General features: G+C 67.0%; 14 protein-coding genes. 7 read left to right on the top strand and 7 right to left on the bottom strand.

Annotation, left to right across the window (positions count from 1 at the left end; all coding sequences use genetic code 11):
* Nucleotides 1–50 precede the first annotated feature (50 nt).
* Both DB30_RS09605 and DB30_RS09610 read left to right on the top strand, forming a co-directional pair.
* The gene (locus DB30_RS09605) at nt 51–1766 is read left to right on the top strand and encodes a hypothetical protein (RefSeq protein WP_146658384.1); all 1716 of its coding nucleotides are present in this window, start codon (nt 51–53) and stop codon (nt 1764–1766) included.
* Between the two features lie 347 nt (nt 1767–2113).
* Complete coding sequence (locus tag DB30_RS09610; protein ID WP_146658385.1) at nt 2114–4210, top strand: hypothetical protein; 2097 nt, start codon at nt 2114–2116, stop codon at nt 4208–4210.
* A 212-nt stretch (nt 4211–4422) separates the two neighbouring features.
* Here the strand turns inward: DB30_RS09610 and DB30_RS09615 are convergent, their stop codons facing one another.
* Nucleotides 4423–4914, bottom strand: a complete 492-nt coding sequence (locus tag DB30_RS09615) for an EXPERA domain-containing protein (protein ID WP_146658386.1) — start codon at nt 4912–4914, stop codon at nt 4423–4425.
* Nucleotides 4915–5319: 405 nt separating this feature from the next.
* Nucleotides 5320–5493 carry a hypothetical protein gene (locus DB30_RS09620; RefSeq protein WP_153258264.1) on the bottom strand — a complete coding sequence of 58 codons (174 nt, stop codon included), beginning with the start codon at nt 5491–5493 and terminating at the stop codon, nt 5320–5322.
* A gap of 406 nt (nt 5494–5899) precedes the next feature.
* Here DB30_RS09620 and DB30_RS09625 point away from each other — a divergent pair, with 406 nt between their 5' ends.
* The gene (locus DB30_RS09625) at nt 5900–7051 is read left to right on the top strand and encodes a Vps62-related protein (protein ID WP_052548083.1); all 1152 of its coding nucleotides are present in this window, start codon (nt 5900–5902) and stop codon (nt 7049–7051) included.
* Nucleotides 7052–7267: 216 nt separating this feature from the next.
* Here DB30_RS09625 and DB30_RS09630 read toward each other — a convergent pair whose 3' ends face one another.
* The 5 genes from DB30_RS09630 to DB30_RS09650 form a co-directional block, all read right to left on the bottom strand.
* On the bottom strand, nt 7268–7885 hold the full coding sequence (locus tag DB30_RS09630) for a hypothetical protein (RefSeq protein ID WP_052548084.1): 618 nt from the start codon (nt 7883–7885) through the stop codon (nt 7268–7270).
* Nucleotides 7886–7905: 20 nt separating this feature from the next.
* Nucleotides 7906–8694 (bottom strand): hypothetical protein, encoded by a 789-nt coding sequence (locus DB30_RS09635; protein WP_146658387.1) that lies wholly within the window; start codon nt 8692–8694, stop codon nt 7906–7908.
* Between the two features lie 96 nt (nt 8695–8790).
* Nucleotides 8791–10965: a hypothetical protein gene (locus DB30_RS09640; RefSeq protein WP_052548086.1), complete on the bottom strand. Its 2175-nt coding sequence runs from the start codon at nt 10963–10965 to the stop codon at nt 8791–8793.
* A 16-nt stretch (nt 10966–10981) separates the two neighbouring features.
* Nucleotides 10982–11563, bottom strand: a complete 582-nt coding sequence (locus tag DB30_RS09645) for a hypothetical protein (RefSeq protein ID WP_052548087.1) — start codon at nt 11561–11563, stop codon at nt 10982–10984.
* A 9-nt stretch (nt 11564–11572) separates the two neighbouring features.
* A complete protein-coding gene (locus DB30_RS09650; RefSeq protein ID WP_052548088.1) occupies nt 11573–12712 on the bottom strand; it encodes an AAA family ATPase in 1140 nt (379 codons plus the stop codon).
* Between the two features lie 332 nt (nt 12713–13044).
* Between DB30_RS09650 and DB30_RS09655 the strand changes: the two genes are divergently transcribed.
* The 4 genes from DB30_RS09655 (at nt 13045) to DB30_RS09670 (ending at nt 18203) form a co-directional block, all read left to right on the top strand.
* Nucleotides 13045–13347 (top strand): hypothetical protein, encoded by a 303-nt coding sequence (locus tag DB30_RS09655; protein WP_146658389.1) that lies wholly within the window; start codon nt 13045–13047, stop codon nt 13345–13347.
* A 14-nt stretch (nt 13348–13361) separates the two neighbouring features.
* Nucleotides 13362–14219: a hypothetical protein gene (locus tag DB30_RS09660; RefSeq protein WP_052548090.1), complete on the top strand. Its 858-nt coding sequence runs from the start codon at nt 13362–13364 to the stop codon at nt 14217–14219.
* Between the two features lie 174 nt (nt 14220–14393).
* Nucleotides 14394–15812, top strand: a complete 1419-nt coding sequence (locus DB30_RS09665) for a Vgb family protein (protein ID WP_146658390.1) — start codon at nt 14394–14396, stop codon at nt 15810–15812.
* Between the two features lie 81 nt (nt 15813–15893).
* Nucleotides 15894–18203, top strand: a complete 2310-nt coding sequence (locus DB30_RS09670; protein WP_146658391.1) for an amidohydrolase family protein — start codon at nt 15894–15896, stop codon at nt 18201–18203.
* Nucleotide 18204 lies beyond the last annotated feature (1 nt).

Genomic DNA, 18204 nt, shown 5'->3' on the forward strand with positions numbered 1-18204 from the left:
CCCGAATGTGGGTAGCTGTTCAATTCGGACCCCTGGTAGCATGACGGGCCATGCGCGAGACACTTGATGCGACCCCCCCGGCGACCCTGGATGTTCGCGCGACGGCGCTGAGGACGGGCGCGGGCCTGAGCGTGGATCGCTTCATCGCGCGCGAGACCCCCGGCAACGTTGGCGTGGCGCTCTCGGGTGGCGGCTCGCGCTCGGCGGTCGCGTCGATGGGCCAGCTCCGGGGGCTGCACGCGCTTGGGCTTCTCGATGAGGTGCGCGCGATCGCGGCGGTGTCTGGGGGCAGTTGGTTGTCGGCGGCGTGGACCTTCTTGCCGCGCGAGTTCGCCGACGAGGACTTCTTGGGCCCCTACGTCGCAGACCCGGGCGAGCTGGTGTTGGTGGGACCCGAGCGCGCTCCGCCCGGGGCGTGTCTGACCGAGGTCGCGTGTTCGAATTTTGCTCACGCGATCACCCGCAAGGACTTCACCGCCGTCGGCCTGACCGCTGGCGTGGCTGCGTTCAGCAAGCGCGGTGTGCCGGGTGGCCGGGTCTGGCAGGCCGTGATCGGTGAGCGCTTGTTCGCTCCGTTTGGCCTGTACGCCGCGAGCGACGACGGCCAGCCCCGGAGCTTCTTCGCGTTCGACGAGGCCGCCGCGCAAGCAGCCCGTGACGCCAATCCAGGCTTGGCTTCGGCGACCGCCCACGTCGTCAAGCAGCCCCACGCTGGCGAGGCGCGGCGGCCCTTCTACATCTGCAACGTGGGCCTGGAGGTCCGCGACGAGCTTGGCGAGCCCGCGATCGCGCCGCTGCAAGGCACGCCCTTCTTCGTCGGGGTCACCTCGCAGCCGGCCGCCCGAGATGCGTGGAACCAGCGGATCGGCGGCGCCGCGGTCACGCCGTTTTGTTTTGGCGGCCAACTCTTGGATCGCGTGGGCCCAACGGACGCTGTCGCCGATGACGAGCACCCGATCGCGGTCCGGATCAGCTCGCTGTTCAGCCTGTGGGACCTCGTTGGTACCAGCAGCGCGTTCTATGCCGACTTCTTGTTCGATCGGCAGCGCGACGGCATCGTCCCGCGCTACGACTATTTTTGCCCGGCCGCCGATCCCCCCGCTGGCCAGCCCAACCACTTTGTCGACGGGGGCAGCGTCGACACCCTGGGCGTCACGGCGCTGCTCGCCTACGAGGACATCGACTCGCTGATCGTGTTCGTGAACGGCCCCGAGCCGGTCGAGCGCTCGACCGACGGATTGGATCTCGTGATCGTCGACCGGGGCATTCCGCCGTTGTTTGGCTACCAGCCCTATCGGGAGGGCGTGGGCTACCTGCCCTATGCCGCGGGCGCGCCCGCGATCCCGGCTGGGGCCTGCGGCGATGTCGATCCCAAAGCGACGGACTTTCGGCACGACCGGGTGTTTCCCGAGCATGCCTTCGCGGAGCTGCTCGATGGCCTGTGGGCCGCGACCAGCGGGGGTGGTGAGCGCGCGGGCGTCGAGTCGTGCGCGTTTCTTCAGCGCAGCCTGAAGGTCCAAGCCAACGCGTGGTTTGGCGTGCGCGAGCGGGTCGTCGACGTGCTGTGGTTTCACCTCGACCCCGCGTCCACATGGACGGACCAGCTGCGACCTGTCGTCGCCGCCGCGGTGCCCCAGCGCTGGCCCAACTACCCGACGATCGAGACCGGTCTGAGCGCGCCGCAGGTCAACTACCTGGCCCACTTCACCGCGTGGTGTGTGGCCGCGCGCGCGCCCGAGCTGCGCGAGCTGTTCGGGCGCAGCTGAGTTGTCCACGCTGGCGTGTGTGGTCTCCACGGGATCACCGAGCGAGGCGCGCGTGTCATGGGCGTGCTCGTGGCGCTCGTGGCTCGGCGCGCGCGCGGACGATCGGCCCCGAAATAGCGGCGCCGAGGCGGGGCCAGCTGGCGAAGTGCGTCGGCTGCTTCACAGGCGCGTCGATGGCCCGCAGAATGCAGAGGATTCTCGTGCGGCAACGCGGGACAGTGGTAGGTTTGCGATCGATGCACCCAGCACGGCTCGAGGCACACGGCGGCGACAGGACGAAGGGTCCCTGCTCGCCGGCCGCCGCCCGCCGCAGCAGGGGGCCAACCCGAAGGTCGCGGCTGTTCGGGATGCCAAGGGGCCTTGGCTTGCTGCTGCTGTTGCTGGTGGTGTTCAGCTGCACCAGCGGGGTGGCCTACCAACGCGGGCCCGTGATCCCCACCACCGGGCTCGAGCTCGGGCCCAGCGAACGCGCCGAGGAGCAACGCCGCAGCCTCCGCCACGTGTTCTACCGCAACAACGAGATGCCCCCGACCCCGAGCCCGCGCGAGCTCCGTCGGCTGGAGCACAACCTCGCCGAGGCCCCGCCGGTCGAAGTTCGTGAGCTGCACGACCTGTTTGGCAACGACGTCGAGCTGCTCGCGTTCGCAACCCGTGACACCGACGCAGACGGAGTGCTCGACTACCGGATCAGCGAGTACCGCGGGAAGTTCTTCGAGGGCGACCTGGACCTCGACAACGACGGGATCCGCAACGTCTACGACTCGGCGCCCTATGATCGCGACGTTGGCGGGGTCGACACCAACGGCGACGGCGTGCCCGACAAGCCCGGCAGCTTCGCCGACCGCGACGGCGACGGGATCCCCGATCACTTGGATTGGTCGCGGCGCAAGGGCGACCAACTCGCCGAGATCCAAGCCGCGCTGTTCCGCGACTACGACGTGATCCTGGTCGAGCGCAGCGCTCGGTTCACCCCCGAGCTGGTCCACGCGATCGACGACACGCTGCGCTTGGTGTTCCACGAGCGCCTGGCGACGCTGCGCACCATCGCCGTCGAAGACCAGCTGCTGATCAGCCCCGATCTTGGCGACAACGGCTTCATGCTGGCGCAGACCCAGACCCTCACGGTCTACACCAAGAGCCTCGAGGGCGCGCCGCCGCTGGTGCTGCTTGGGCTGCTGGTCCACGAGGTCGACCACGCCTGGCAGCTCGCCCAGGACTTCGACGAGACCAACCTGCTCGCCGAGAACAAGAAGATGCACTTCCCGCCGGGCAACTTCACCAGCAGCCTCGAGCGCTTTGGGTGGGAAGTCGACGAGAACACGCTAGGCGAGGGCTACTATCATCGCTTGTATTGGCCACACTTTTACGCGACCAGCCCCCGGTATCTGTACCGTGGCTCGGCCGCCAACGAGTGGGCCGTGTGGTTCGAGAGTGTCCAGCGCGAGTCAGGTCCAGAATTCTTGCGCAACAGTCCGGCGGTCACCTGGGGCATGGTCGGGCCCTACTCGCTGACGTCACCGTGGGAGTGGCACGCGGACCAGCTGATGGCCTCGCTCTACAACCGCCTGGATCGCGGGCTCAGCGAGCACCCCAACCAAAGTTATCGCAGCAGCGTCGGCACCTTGTTGCGCGCGCGCATGTTGCAGGTCGTGCAGGCCCAGTGGAGCCGCTACGACTACCGCAACGCGGTCGGGACCAGCATCGATCGTGAGCTTGGGCGCCGCTTCGAGCTCTCGCCCAACGAGATCGAGCTGCTCGTCGAGCGCTACATGCTGCCGCTGGTCGATCTGCCGATGTTGTCCGAGGCGCTGGCGCTCGAGTCCGAGGCGCTGGGGGTGGCCAAGTTGAGCGACGCGCTCGCCACGAGCTGGGATGAGCTGAGCGAGCGCGCCAACGATCCGCAGCGGCTTCGCCCGGACTTGCACGCGCTGGTTCGCGCTGGCATGGGCGCGTGGCACATGTCAAACGCCAACGTCGGGGCTGGTGGCAACGCGGAGGAGCCTGGCGCGGAGGCGGAGTCGGAGGCGGAAGCGGAGGCGGACGCCGAAGCGGACGCAACCACCCCTGGCGAACCTGAAGCCGACGAAGCCGACTCGAGCATCGACGAGGCCCCACAGTCGCCCGCGACCGCCATCGGACCTGCCGCGTCCGGGCCCGCGCCGGATCAGTCACCGCTGACCCGCTCGGGTCGGACGAGCCGCGGTGCGGGTCGCGTGGGCGGCATCATGCAAGGCGAACCCCAACCCGGTGACGATCTTCTCGCCGGGGCCGGCGACGCGGAGTTCGAAGATGGCGGCGCCGAGATCCGGGGCGAGGGCAGCGAGCGGGGCAGCAGCGGTGTCCGGCGCGCGGTCGATCCGGTGGTGAGCCTGTTCGAGCAGCTGCGTCTGGCGGTGCCGCAGCCCGTGGAGCCTGTGGAGCCCGGTCAGCCAGACGGGGGCTAGAGCGCCAATCAGTTTGAATTCACGACGCCAGGCACATCTGGGACCGCCCCTGCCGTTGTCGGTCGGCGCTCGCAGTATGCCGGATACAGCTTCGGCCTCCCTCCTAGGCAGGAACGGCCCCAGACGCACCTGACGCCGCGACTCCAAACTGATCGGCGCTCTAGGAGCCCGTGGTGCAACGCCGGCGACGCGATGCATTGCACCACGGGCTCCTAGATCCGCTTGGTGAACGGATGCGGCCCTCGCAGGCGCCACAGCGCGAGGATCGGCACGACGGCGTAGGGCAGGTAGATCGCGATCAGCAGCCCAGGTCGAGGTGGCGGCAGCTCGCCGAAGAACTCCATCCACAGGTGCACCACCATCGAGTAGAGCAGCGCGACGGCCCACGCGATCGTCGGCCATCGCACCGCCTCGACGCCGCGCCAGATCCCCCAGGCCAACACCAAGTAGGCCGGCCCAAACACGAACGCCGAGATCCCCGACATCACCCGCAGCCACTGGGGGTTGGCCAGAAACAGCGGATCCAGGTTGCGCCCGTACCAGCACAGCGCGCCCCACAGTTGCTGCGGCTCGCCGCAAAAGTCGACGTCGAGGGCGGCCAGCCGATCCACACCGAAGCTCGTGCACGCGAAGCTCAGGAGCGCGACGGCGAGCCAGCGATCATGGGCACGCTCGCTCAGCGGGATCGGCTGAAGTGCGGTCATCGAGGCCAAGTATCCCGAGTTGGCGAACTGCACGCGTGATCTCGATCCGGGTCGTCGCTGCCGATCCGGAGATTGCTCACTGTGCTCGAGGGCCAGTCTAGGTGAAGGCTACGGAGCTCGGTCGCGATTACTAAACGTTCCCTCGACGGAAGAATCGCTGATTCCTGGTCGGTGTGACACTCGGCCGCGACGTGCCTGGAGCTGGGGGGCCTCAGGCACGTCGTAGCCGCCCTATCAACGGTGATTACTGTCGCGCGGCGGTACGTAGCCCCCGACGAATTCACGCTTCCACGCTGGTGTATCTTGTCACTGTTCTAAAACAGCTTGGCCGCAGGCACGGGTGGGTGCTTCTGCGGCCAGCTGTGAGCGTTTTCGTGGCTCAGGAGTCTCGCGTCGCGGGTCTCATCAGAGGAAGAACTGGACCGATGGGTCTTTGAGCGACGCCTCGTACTCGGCTTCTCGTCGGCGTCGCTCCCGTTCTTCCTGGACACGCAGGTCGACGGGACCCCGGTTGATCGGCAGCGCGAGGGCAACTGGGATCACACTTCGGGCCGAGAGCTGGTTTTCGCGGAGGTTCATCTTGTGGGTCCTGGTCGCGTGAGTGACTCGTGCAGGAGTCGTCTGCCGCCCCCGAACTGTACCAAAGGACATGTCCATGAGGCCAACTCCAATGTGTATGGAAGTGATAAAAAGTACAGTAATCTGGCTCGATATCGCCCCATGTTGGCTCGTATCAGCTGTTTTTCGAGACTTTTCGTACTTAGGTACACTGGCGGACATCTCCTGAGTTCAGAATGCGTACTACAGGTTCCTATATGTATTCATGGCGCTTACATGTCTCTTGTAGTGGTCCACACATTTTGAAATGGATGTGTGTTGCATTACGCCCCATGTCGCTCGCTCGTGGGCAAAAACGCCCGAAAGCGTAACCTGCGCGGTGCTTTGAAGCCCGGAGCCGGAGGGCGCCGTAGTAGCGTCGTTACCTGTGAAGAAGATCTACGGCGTCGCCCCCCTCGTGTTCTTGCTGTCGAGCGGATGTGGGGAGCCATCGGGCTCGGGGGTCGACGCGGACGCGACCGAGACGGGCGAGAGCGACGACACAGATGCCACTGGCGACGGCGATGGCGACGGCGATGGCGACGGCGATGGCGATGGCGATGGCGATGGCGACGGAGACGGAGACGGAGACGGCGACGGAGACGGCGAACCGGGAACCGGCGATGGCGATGGCGATGGCGACCCAGATCCCCACCAGATCGAGCTCGAGACCTACGCGCCACGGGTGTGGTTCCCGGCCAACGAGAGCTACTGGCCGTCGTCGGTCGAGTTCGCGTACCCCGAACTCGAGCGCTTCGCCGATGGCGACGGCAAGTACTGGGTGCGCACGCGCGACTCGCTTGGCAGCCCGTCGGACACGCTCCCGTTCTTCGCGGGTGAACTCGAGACCGCGCCGGTCTACGCGTATTGGGCTGACAAAGGCGGCGACGTCGTCGACCTCGTGTACTTCTTCTACTTCCCCTACAACCGGGGCAAGAACGTCGCCGACACGGTCTGGGGCAATCACGTTGGCGACTGGGAGCACATCACGGTGCGGCTGCTCGGCAACGACGTCGATGGTTACGTCCCGAGCCAGGTCTACCTGTCAGCGCATAGCTTCGGGGGCGCCTATGACTGGAACAGCGGTGAGGTCGAGCTGCTCGAGGGCACGCACCCGGTCGTGTACTCGGCCTGGGGCTCGCACGGGATGTGGTCCAGCCCTGGCGATCACGTGTATCAAACCATCGGAGAGACCTTCTTCGATGTGTGCGTGACGCTGGTCTGCGCAGACTTGACCGATGAGACCAGCGCTGGCGTGGCGTGGGATACCTGGGAGAACATGGTCGCGCTCGACTACGCTGAAGGGGTTGGCTTGGGCGGGGCGCAGTGGCCCGTGTGGATGAGCGATCAATTCACGGACGCCGGATCCGGTGATCCCGCGGTCCCGGGCCAGGGGCCGATCTATCGCTGGGGCAACCAAGAGGACTGCTCGGTGCTCGGGATTCCGTTCGACATCACTGACCTGATTGGCGTGTGTCGGCTCGAGGATGGGCCCACGGGGCCGGCGTCCAAGAGCGTGTGGGGGGCGGAGCTGCAATAGACCAGCGCGCACAACCACGCGGCGGCCGAATGCCTTGCACCAGAGCGCCAAGATCTCGAGCCAGTCCCCGCATTCGCGGCGGCCCACGCTATACTCGGCGGCCGAAGATCGCCAACAGGCCCGACGACATCCCACGGGCGCTCGCCGAGCTGGGCCTAGTAGGGTGGCGGCTACGAGTCGAATCAGGCAGGCGCTCGCACCGGGCGGGCGTGGTAGTCAGATCGCGGACTTGCACACCATCCAGATCGCGCCCTCGCCCGTGTCCGTGTCGGCGGTTGCCCAGTAGACGGCGTGCTCGTCGACCTGAACGGTCGTGGGCTTGGGCGAGAACTTGTCCACCACAAACTCGCCCTCGAGGGGGTCGTACTCGCCGCCATGGCGTGGATAGCGGTGGATCCATCCGAGGTGGGTCTCCTCGTCGAAGTTCCACTTCGGCAGGTAGACATGGGTGGAGTCGACCGCGAGATCGAAGTTCTTGGCCCCTCCAGCGACGAAGTAGGGCGCCTCGCCAGGAATGACGCGATACAGGCCGCCGAAGCCGTTGACCCACGCAGCACCCTCGCGGAGCTCGAACCCGACGGGTGTGGCAACCTTGGCGATGAGCTCTGCTTGACTCCCGTCTTTGCCGGCGCGCCAGAGCTCACCGCTGATGTCGGTGACCCACCACAGGTGGCTCTCGTCCACCGCGATGTCGCTGATCTGCCACTCGTTCGAGGCGAGCAGCTGCTTGTCGGCGCCGTCTAGGCGAATCCGCCACAGCCGCCGCTCGATCATGTTGTCGAGCTGATGGTCCTCAGCGTAGTAGAGCCACCCGGGGCCGTTGTCGGTCGGCATTCGCAGTATGCCGGTTCTCGCTAGCGCAGCGGGCCGCCGTCGTCATTGGCGAGGATCAGCGGATTGTCGCGTCCGGTCTTTCCGGTCGCTCCACTGTTGCCACTATTGTTGCTATTACTGCGGCCGTTGCCGCGCCGCCCATTCGTGGCCGCGAGCTTGGACGCGAGCTCGGCGCTCTCGCGCTGCTTGGCGGCGATCTGGGCGGCGATCTGTGCCCGCTCCTGTTCGCTCTTGGCGGTCTCGCTCGCAGCCTGGAGCTCGGCCAGCTTGATCGCGTTCTGATCCATGTCAGCTTGAAGCTCACGGGCCTTGGCGTCGAGCGCCTCGAGGGCCTGCTGCTTCTCCGCGAGCTGCTGCGCAATGCGTTGCTTCTCGGCGGCGTCGGCCTGGCGGGCTTGGTACGAATAGCCGCCCCCGACCACGAGGCCAACGGTCAGGATGGCCGCCGTCGCGTAGAGCCAATAGGGGGTCTGCTTGCGCTCGGCCATCTTGACCTGCGCGTCGAGCCGCATCTGCTCTTCGCGGAGTCGGGCGTCCGCCTCGGCGCGGGTTCGGGCTTCGGCCTCGGCGATCCGAATGCGCGCCTCTCGTTGTTCGCGCTCGCGCGCTTCTTGCTCGAGGCGCAGCCGCTGCTCCGCGGCGGCGCGGACTCGTTCTCGGTGGTCTTGCTCGGCGCGCGCCGCCACTTGTTGGGCGTGGAGTTCGGCTGCGCGCTGGGCCTCGGCCTCGTCCTGGACTTTTTGCACCCGCTGCGCTTCGAGGTTCATGAGCTCGCCAAGCGCGATCAGGGCGGAGTTTTCACGTGACATCGAACCCATCGAACGACGCCACGCTTGGGTCGATTTGGGTCGACGCAAATATGACTATTGTCAGCTTGGAAAAGCCGCCGTTTCAGCAGCTATCGTCTACTCGGACTCGGACTTGACCCGATCGAGCAGCCCCTGCATGCGCTCGCGGTTAGCCTCGTCGGAGATCGTCGCGGTGCCGTCAAGCGAGCCTAGGTCGATGTTTGACAGCCCAACCGGCATCGCAAACGCGCGGGCGTGAAACGCCTCGGCGGTCATCGACGCGTAGTCGTTGTCATCGAGCTCGGGGGTGATCCCAGTGGTGGCCCCAGTGGGCTGGGTCGCGGGGTCGTCGGGGTCCGGCTCCGGGGGCGTCGACGCGCAGCCAAGCACGCCGCCGGCAGGTTCGAGCAAGCACAGCTCGAGCTGGCGGCCGGTGCCCGACAGCGTGATCGTGAATCCAGCGGCGTTGTCGTCGAGCTCGAAGCGCGGCGAGTCGTCGAGCAGCTCGAGCACGCGCTTGGCGACCGGGCCGCTGGCGTCGCTCTGGATCTTGGCCGGCAGCGCGAGGCCGCGACGGCGGATCACGCCCGCGTCGCGCTGCATGGCCGTGGCGAGGAACTCGAGCGCGGCCTGGTCTTGGCCGAGGCCCATCGCGGCTTCACCGGCGATCGCGGCGACGCGGGCCCGCAGCAGCGCCTCGAATTCCGGCAGGGTGTCGAGCGCCTGGTTGGCCAGCTTCAGCGCGTCTTTGCGCTTACCCCGATGGATCGCGATCTCGGCCGCGAACGCGTCGTAGTAAGGATCGAGGGCGGCGTCGTCCTCGGCGTCGCGGACCATGTCGAGCACCACCGCGCTCACGCCGGCGCCAAGGATCGGGACCAAGTCGCCGATCAGCCAGCTGGGCACGGGCTCGAGGCCGCCGGCGACATACATGCGAAAGCTGGCGACGAGTCGATCGTCGTCGTTGAGGACCCCGCGGATCCGCTCGGCGTCGGCCCAGTCGTGAAGCCGTCGCTGGGCTGCGTCGCGGGTGATCCGGGCGGACTCGGCCGTGCCCGACCAGACCGCGCGCTCGGCCTCGACCTCCGCGTGGGTCTGGCGCAGGGCCCGACGCAGCAGCGCGTGGGCGCCCAACGCCTGCTCTTTGGACGACGAGGTCAGCCCGCGGCGGTCGGGGTTGGCGATCGCCCGATCGACGACCTCGAGGCCGGTCTTGGTCTCACCCGCGATCAGCAGCACGGTTGCGAACGCGACGTCGGTCTCGGCGCGGACTTGCTCGCGCAGGTGCGGCGGCATCTTGCGCCGCCACGCCTGCATCTCGCGCAGCGCCTGCACGGCTTCGTCCATGCGGCCTTGATCGGTGTACAGGCGGACCAGCAAGCGCCACGGGTTGGCGGGCGTGAACTCGATCCGGGTCGCGCCCGCCTGGGCGAGGCGCTCGGCCTCGTCGGGGCGCAGGGCGGTCATGGCCGCGAGCGCGGCGTTGTAGGCGTGGACGGTGACGCTGGTGACTTCGTCGGGCCGGGCAAAGGGATCATCCCCGCGGGCTCGGTCGGCGGCGTCGTCGTAGGCCGACAGGCACGCGGTAAATCGCTGTTCACGGGTGCCGGCCTCGCCTTCGATCGCACACATGGCGTTGCGGCCGAGCGAGCGCTGAAATTCGTCGCTGCTCTCTGCGGCCTTTTGTGCGTACTTGCGGGCCTCGTCGTAGCGGCCCAGCAGCATCAGCGGCCAGGCGTGCTCGGCGGTCAGCCGCGGGTCGTAGAGCGAGTCGTGATAGTCCAGCAATTGCAGCTGGTACTCGTGGCGCTCGAGCTCGCCGGCGATCATCTGGGCGGCGTACAGGATCTCGCGGTGCAAGAGCCACGGGGTGCTCTCGAGGTTGATGACCGTGGGCTTGTACTCGCGCTCATACAGCTCGCGGGCCTTGCCCATCTGCTGCATGGCCTTGGGCAGGTTGCCCTCGGCGCGGCGGAGGATCTGCGCGAACACGAAGTGGCCGACGATGCTGTCGTCGTTGTCCTTTAGCAGCGCTTCGACCTTGCGGCGGGCAGTGAGCAGCTTGTCGTCTTGGTAGAGCTGCCAGATCTCGTCTTCGGCGGGGGTCCGCGCGAAGTCCTTGGCTTGGGTGAGCGGGGCGCCGGTTGGGACGCTGCGCGGATCCGTGGGATCCGTGGGATCTTGGGCAAACACCGCGCTGGCGGTGGCCCCAATCACAAACACGCCCGCGAGCACGCCCGCGAACCGCAGGACAGACGAGAGTTTGCGCTTGGCTGGTTTTGCGACGCTCATGCTCGTGCTCCTGGGTTCACCCGTGCGGCGGCTGAGGCTCGAGCGCGTCGAGCTCGCGCTGCAGATCGATCTCGGCTTGGGTCAGTGGTTCGAAGCGCAGCGCGCCGGTCAGCACCCAAGCCACCCCAGCGCTGGCCAGGTGCGCGAGATGGTTGAGCCACGCCGACTCGCCGGTGACCATCACGCTGCCCATGCCGAACAGGCTGAGCTGCTTGTCGAGCTCGATCAGCGTGAACCCAGCCAAGAAGCTGCCGATCCAGACCGCGCGAATGACCGGGTCGCGGAAGCTGTGGGCCTTGTGCTCGAGGGTGCCCGAGCCAAATCGGTGCGCGAGCCAGACCAGCCCCAGGCCGGCGGGGATCGACAGCAGCTTGAAGAACTGCGCGTTGAGATCGCCGAGCCAGGTGCCGTCGCTTGGGGCCCGAATGAGGTAGCGCAGCGGCGTGCCGTCCACGGCCCGCCAGTAGTCGGGGTTGAACTCGTAGAGCGTGTCGGTTGCGAAGCGCAGCGCCCCGATCGTGAGCAGCAGCGCGGCGACGCCCACGCTGAGCCGGCCAGCGCGGAGCTTTTGCTGGTCGTTCGAGGGGGGCTTGGACACGGGCGCGCATCACTTCTGGTGGAGTGTGACACGAGCCAGGCGCTCGAGCGCTTGGGCGCTGCACTCTTTGATCACGCCGCCGAGGCTGTCGGCGCCCGGCGCGAGCTCGAGGCGGTGGCCGAACACCAGGTAGCTGAGCGCCTCGATGTCGTCGGCGTTGACGTAGTTGCGCTGCTGGGTGACGGCGCGGGCTTGCAGCGCGGGGATCATCAAGACCAGCGCGCGGGTCGAGACCCCCTGCAGGACCTGCTCGTGTTGGCGCGTGGCGTTGGCGATGTCGACCAGCGCCTCGCGGATCTCGTTGGCGACGTAGACCTGACCTTCAACGACCCGGCGCGCGTCGATGACCTCGGTCCGGGTCACGCGAGGCAGCTCGCGGCCGGCCCCATCGCGGCGGCTCTTGATGCTGGCCAGCACCTCGAGCTCCGAGGCCCGGTCGATGTGCTTCATGATGATCTTGAACAAGAAGCGATCGAGCTGGGCGCTGGGCAGCGGGAAGGTGCCGGCGAGGTCCAGCGGGTTTTGGGTCGCGAGCACGAAGAACAGCTCGTCGAGCTGGCGGGTGCGGTTGTCGACCGTGGTCTGCTTCTCGGCCATCGCCTCGAGCAGCGCCGACTGGACCTTGGGCGAGGTCCGGTTGATCTCGTCGGCCAGCACCACGTGCGCGAAGATCGGGCCTGGGCGAAAGAAAAACCGGTTGGTGTTGGGATCGAAGATCGTGGTGCCCGTGACGTCGCTTGGCAGCAGATCGGGGGTGAACTGGATCCGGCGGATCGTGACGATGTCGTCGTGGGGCTGGTCGTCGATGATGCAGTCGCCGAGCGCCTTGGCCAGGGTGGTCTTGCCCGAGCCTGGGTAGTCTTCCAGCAGCACGTGGCCATCGGCGAGCAGCGCGATGATGATCAGCTCGATCTCGTTGTCGCGGCCGCGGATCGCCACGCGCAGGCGATCGCGCACGCGCTGGACCGCGCCGTAGGCCTCTTCGAGGTTGGTGATCGGCGGCGCGAGCGTGTGCGTGATGTGCTTGCTCTGCTCGAAGTCGCTGCGGACTGCGTCCCGCCCTGGCTCGGTGGGGTTGTCGATCGGATCGAGATCCTGATCGGCGGAGGGGGCAGGGGACGAACCGGTGGCCTGGTCTTGCGTGGTCACGAGGGTCTGTTTTATACCCCCACAGAGACCTTGGACTTCGGCGACTGCAGCCGCTGGCGCGTCCGGGGGGCGGCGTTTGCGTGGTTTTGTTAGGGCCCGTTGGCGGGGGGTGGTGGCAAGACCCCACCTCGAGCCCCCACCTGAAGCCCCCCACCGAAGCGAACGACGAGCCCCCTTCCAGGGGGCCACACATGCGACCGCGCACAGCCAGCCCCGAGGAGCGAAGCGACCAGACGCGCCAGCGGCTGCAGTCGGCGAAGTCCAAGGTCTCTGTGGGGGTATAAAACAGACTGGGTATAAGACAGACTCGGGCGCTCCGACGCCGGAGAGGCATGGACACCTCGACGAAAAATTTGATGTTCTTGTTGGCTGCGGCTCCGATGGGGATGGGCGGCTGCATCGTCACGAGCAACGACGCTCCGATCGAGGCTGGCGAGATGGGGGAGTCCGGCGAGAGCGGTGATGACGGTGATGGGGACGGGGACGGCGATCCTGGCAACGCCTACGTGTGCAGCAGCGCGTACGAGGCGATGTTCGTGTGTCTGTCTCCCCTCACGTGTGACGAGTTCATGATGCAGGAGCCACCCGGCTGTGAGGCCGAGCAGGCTGACGTCGAGCAGGTCTGTTTCGGGTAGGCTGGCAGTCCGCGATGATCTTCGTCTCTGGCACCAAGCGCAGCGGCACCTCCATGTGGATGCAGGTGCTGCGCGCGGCCGGCATGCCCGTGCTTGGCGAGGCGTTCCCGCGCCAGTGGGATCAGGGGCCGCTGCGCGACGCCAACCCCGATGGCTTCTACGAGAGCCTGCTTCGCCAGGGCATTTACTTTGGGACCAACCCGCACCCCGTCACTGGCACCTACTTCATGCCCGAGGACGTGCAGGGCTACGCGGTCAAGGTGTTCGTGCCGGGGGTGATCCGCTCGGAGCGGGCCTACATCACGCACTTGATCGCCAACGTTCGGGCCTGGCGGGAGTACGAGACGTCGATCGAGCGGTTGTTCGCGCTCGAGGACCAGGGGCGCGGCGAGCATGAGGAAGACCGGGAGCAGCCAGTGCGGCTTCCGGCTGCGCTCGAGTGGTGGATGGAGAACTTCGCGCTGGTCCGCGACATCAGCCTGCGCAAGCTGCCGTTTCGGATGCACACCTACGAGGCGGTGATCTCCAAGCCCGAGTCGGTCGTCAGCGGGGTGCTCGGCTGGATCGGGCATGGGGACGTCGAGAAGGCGGTCGCGGCGGTCAAGCCAGAGCACCGCACGCAAGTCGACTCGGGCAGGTCGGACTCGATCGAGCCCGCGCTCGCCCGGGTGTTCGACGATCTCTACGCAGCGGTCGCGGCCGGCAAGGGCTTCTCGCGCGCGCTGCTCGGGACCCTCAACGACACCAATCAACGGCTGCTGCCGCGGCTGACCAAGCTTCAGCACGAGGTCGCGGCCTATCAAATGCGGCTGGCGGCCAGGGGCAAGCGCCGGCCGGAGCCGATCCACGGGCTTCCAAAGCTGCCGCGCTAGTGGCCTTGGCTTCGGGTGGGCGACAGAGGCCGCACGAGTCGTGGGGCCGGGTCGTGCGCGCTGCCCGATCAGCACATCGAACCCCGCACCCACTCACGGAGGCGATGTCCATGCAGAGGTCTACGAACCCGACGGTCTGAGGCGGAGCCCCGCCAATACCGGTATGATCCCGGCATGTCGCGTTGGCTGGGTCGTCCAATGGTTGCGAGCTGCTCGCTCCTGTGTGTGATCTCCGTGTCCGGGTGTGGCGACGCGAGCCGCGACGCGGGCGCGAGCGGTGGCCCGGAAGAGGGCATTGGCAGCAACGGCGAGACCCTGGGCGGCGAGTCTTCTGACAGCAACAGCACCGAGCCGACCACGGGCGAGCCAAGCACGGACACCCACGATCCGACGACGACCACCAACCCGACCACGGGCACCGACGACGAGACGGAGACGACGGCCGACGACTCGGGCGTGAAGTTCGACCTCACCGGGATCCCCGACGCCGGCCTTGGCGAGTGTGGGGTTGGGGGCATGGGCGAGGGCGTGCTCTCGTACATCTGGGTCGCAAACTCGTCCGAGGGCACAATCTCCAAGATCGACACGAAGACCATGGTCGAGGAGGGTCGCTACATCACCCGGCCCGACGGCGTGGGCAGCCCCTCGCGGACATCGGTCAACCTCGCGGGCGACGTCGCGGTGGCCAATCGTGTCGGTGGCATCACCAAGGTCTACGCCAACCACGAAAACTGCGACGAGATGCAAAACGGGGTGCCGGGTCTGCAGACCTCGACCGGCAAGTTCGACGTGCTGGCCTGGGGCCAGGACGACTGCGTGGCCTGGCACACCCCGATCAACTACACGGCGAACCGCCCGGCCGCGTGGACCTTTGGCACGATCAACGAGGCCACCTGCGAGGTCTACGACACCAAGTTCTGGACGGGCGCGTCAACGGGTGCCGGCGCCAACGCCCACGCGATGCGGCTCAACGGCGACACTGGCGAGATCGAAGCAGACATCTTGCTGCCGGGCTTCGTGGTCAATGGGTTTGGGCCCTACGGCGGCGCCGTTGATCCCGACGAGAACTTCTGGATGATCTCGCACTCGACCGGCGCCGATCTCGTGCGGATCGACCAGGGCGATCTCAGCGTCACCGTCTGGGACATCCCCGCCCAGATGTTCGCCTACGGGTTCACGATCGACGAGTTTGGCCGCCCGTGGATCGGTGGCGCAGGGGGCAGCGGCATCACCTTGGTGTTCGATCCCGAGACCGAGCAGTTCACGACCCTGCCCAAGGCCGGGCTTGGCATGGGCCAAGATACCAACGGGATCATGTGGCAAGCGATGTTCTCGTCGCAAAATGGCGTGCGTGGGTGGGACATCGAGACCCTGCAGATCGTCACGGAGATCGACATCCCGGTCAGCTCGTCGCGCGGGGTGAGCGTCGATATCGACGGCTTCGTGTGGTTCATCGAGGTCGGCAGCCGCGCGTTCAAGATCGATCCCGAGCTCGAGACCTATGAGGTCTATGACGGTCTCAACGGCGCGTACACCTACTCGGACATGACCGGCAACGCGCTGAGCATCGTCGCGGGTGGGATCGCGGGGTGAGTCACGCAGCCCGCGGCGCGACCCGCCCAAATTCGCGACGAGTTGCTTTATCCGCGCGCGACCCTCGGATACCATCCGACGATGCGCGTACCGTTGATCATTGCTGCAGTCGCTCTTGCTGGTTGTAACGCGGGCGGTGCCGATGGTTCGTCAACGGACGGCACGGACACGGACACGGCCGGGACGACGGAGACCCAGGGCACGACCGAGACCGACGGCGAGACCGGTGAGCCCCCGCAGCTCGACACCAACGGGTTCGCGAACGGCTGCTACGTGGTCCGCAGCGGCGACGGCTTCTTGGCCGCCGACGCTTCGGGGCAGGGCTACGCGTTCGACCCCAGCGAGGACGCCGCCGCGAAGTTCTTCATGAAGGCGTCGGATCTTGGCACCTACCTGCTGTACGACACGGGCGGCGGCTACTTGGTGGCGGACGACGGGCCGCTGCTGCGGCAGACCTCGCTGCAGTCCGACGTGCTCCTGACCGACGACACCTACGTCTCGGGCGCAGAGTGGATGCCCGAGACCTCGCTGGTCGACTGGGATCAGTACCAGCTGCGCAATCGCCGAAATGACCAGCTGCTCGGTGAGACCGGCCTCGCCGACGAGGGCGCGCCGCTGACCTTCGAGCCGGCCACCGGCTGCGTCGAGCACCCCGAGCTCTCGCTCGACGCGAGCGGGACGGTCCAGCGCACCACCTTTGACAACGGTGATCTGTACGGCATCGTCGACACCCACTCGCACATCTTGTCCAACTTTGGGTTTGGCGGCGGCGGCATCTTCCATGGCGGCGCGTTCCACCGGCTTGGGGTCGAGCACGCGCTGCCCGACTGCGAGCTGTACCACGGCGAGAACGGGCGCAAGGACTTCTTTGGCTACGCGTTTGACACCGCGGGCGCCGACGGTGCCGACCTCGCGGGGCTGATCCCAGACTTGATCGCAGGCGAGCTGGCCGACGACAACCACATGACGGCGGGCTACCCGGAGTTCACGGACTGGCCACACGCGCCAACCCGCTCGACCCACCAGACCCAGTACTACCGCTGGCTCGAGCGCGCCCACCTCGCGGGGCTGCGACTGGTGGTGCAGCACGCCACGACCAACTCGGTGATCTGCAATTTCACGGCGGGCCAGGACCTGCAGCAGACCCGCTACGAATGTGACGACATGGTGGCTGTCGATCGCATCATTGACGAGACCTACGTGATGGAGCGCTACATTGACGCGCAGTCGGGTGGGCCGGGCATGGGCTGGTTTCGTGTGGTCCAGACCCCCGCCGAGGCCCGCGAGGTCATTGCAGCCGGCAAGATGGCGGTGATCCTGGGCATCGAGACCTCGGATCTGTTTGATTGCGCGTTGACGCCCAAGGCCGGCGACCCGACCTGCGACGAGGCCTACATCCAAGAGCAGCTCGACTATTATTACTCCCTGGGGGTTCGGGCCATGTTCCCGGTCCACAAATATGACAACGCGTTCTCGCCGGGGGACGGGGATCGGGCGTTCATCGAGCTCGGGAACTTCCTCAACAGCGGGCACTGGTCCAACTTCACGCTGGACTGCCCGGCCGAGGTCACCGACGGCTTTGACAAGGGCGACGTCAACTTTGGCGGCCTCAACCAGCCGCGCGAAGAGTACAACTCGGCCCCGCCCAACAACCTCAGCGCGTTCCCAGACATGCCGCTGAACATCACGTCCGTGTACCTTCAGCAGATCCTCGAGCCGCCGCTGGTTGGCGCGTACTGCCAGAACGCGTCGTTGACCCCGCTCGGCGAGACGCTGATCTCCGAGATGATGGCGCGCGGCATGATCATCGAGGTCGACCACTTCTCGCAGCAGGCCTACAAGCGCGTGTTCGAGCTGCTCGAGGCCGCGAACTACCCCGCCGCGGGTACCCACGGGCGCAACTTCAACGGGCGGCTGTACGAGCTGGGGGGCGTGTCGAAGACCGGGTTTGGTCGGTGCCGCGAAGCTGGCAACCCCGGCTCGACGGTCCAGGGCTTCCTGAACAAGATCCAGCAGATCACCGACGTCGGCGGGTACCCGGCCGAGGGCTTCGGCTTTGACCTCAACGGCTTCGCTGGCGCTCGCGGCCCGCGGTTTGGCGATGGGGTGTGCGCGGACGAGCAGATGGACCCAATCACCTATCCGTTCAGCTCGTACGCGGGGGACATCGAGTTCACGCAGCCGGTGATCGGCAACCGCGAGCTCGACTTCAACACCGAGGGCCTGGTCCACATTGGGTTGCTGCCAGAGTTGATCGAGGACGCCCGCCGCGACGCGGTCTCCGAGGACGACCTCGATCCGCTGTTCCGCTCGGCGGAGGGCTACATCCGCATGTGGGAGCTGTCCGAGCAGCGGGCGGCCGCGCTCAGGGCCAACGTGCTCGGCGGGTAGG

This window comes from Enhygromyxa salina (assembly GCF_000737335.2).
Classification (GTDB): domain Bacteria; phylum Myxococcota_A; class Polyangia; order Nannocystales; family Nannocystaceae; genus Plesiocystis; species Plesiocystis salina_C.

What these genes read in the sequence shown, in the direction of transcription:
- DB30_RS09605 (WP_146658384.1), top strand. Translation starts at nt 51, where the DNA reads ATGCGCGAGACACTTGATGCGACCCCCCCGGCGACCCTGGATGTTCGC.
- DB30_RS09610 (WP_146658385.1), top strand. Translation starts at nt 2,114, where the DNA reads ATGCCAAGGGGCCTTGGCTTGCTGCTGCTGTTGCTGGTGGTGTTCAGC.
- DB30_RS09615 (WP_146658386.1), bottom strand. Translation starts at nt 4,914, where the DNA reads ATGACCGCACTTCAGCCGATCCCGCTGAGCGAGCGTGCCCATGATCGC.
- DB30_RS09620 (WP_153258264.1), bottom strand. Translation starts at nt 5,493, where the DNA reads ATGAACCTCCGCGAAAACCAGCTCTCGGCCCGAAGTGTGATCCCAGTT.
- DB30_RS09630 (WP_052548084.1), bottom strand. Translation starts at nt 7,885, where the DNA reads ATGCCGACCGACAACGGCCCCGGGTGGCTCTACTACGCTGAGGACCAT.
- DB30_RS09635 (WP_146658387.1), bottom strand. Translation starts at nt 8,694, where the DNA reads ATGTCACGTGAAAACTCCGCCCTGATCGCGCTTGGCGAGCTCATGAAC.
- DB30_RS09640 (WP_052548086.1), bottom strand. Translation starts at nt 10,965, where the DNA reads ATGAGCGTCGCAAAACCAGCCAAGCGCAAACTCTCGTCTGTCCTGCGG.
- DB30_RS09655 (WP_146658389.1), top strand. Translation starts at nt 13,045, where the DNA reads ATGGACACCTCGACGAAAAATTTGATGTTCTTGTTGGCTGCGGCTCCG.
- DB30_RS09660 (WP_052548090.1), top strand. Translation starts at nt 13,362, where the DNA reads ATGATCTTCGTCTCTGGCACCAAGCGCAGCGGCACCTCCATGTGGATG.
- DB30_RS09665 (WP_146658390.1), top strand. Translation starts at nt 14,394, where the DNA reads ATGTCGCGTTGGCTGGGTCGTCCAATGGTTGCGAGCTGCTCGCTCCTG.
- DB30_RS09670 (WP_146658391.1), top strand. Translation starts at nt 15,894, where the DNA reads ATGCGCGTACCGTTGATCATTGCTGCAGTCGCTCTTGCTGGTTGTAAC.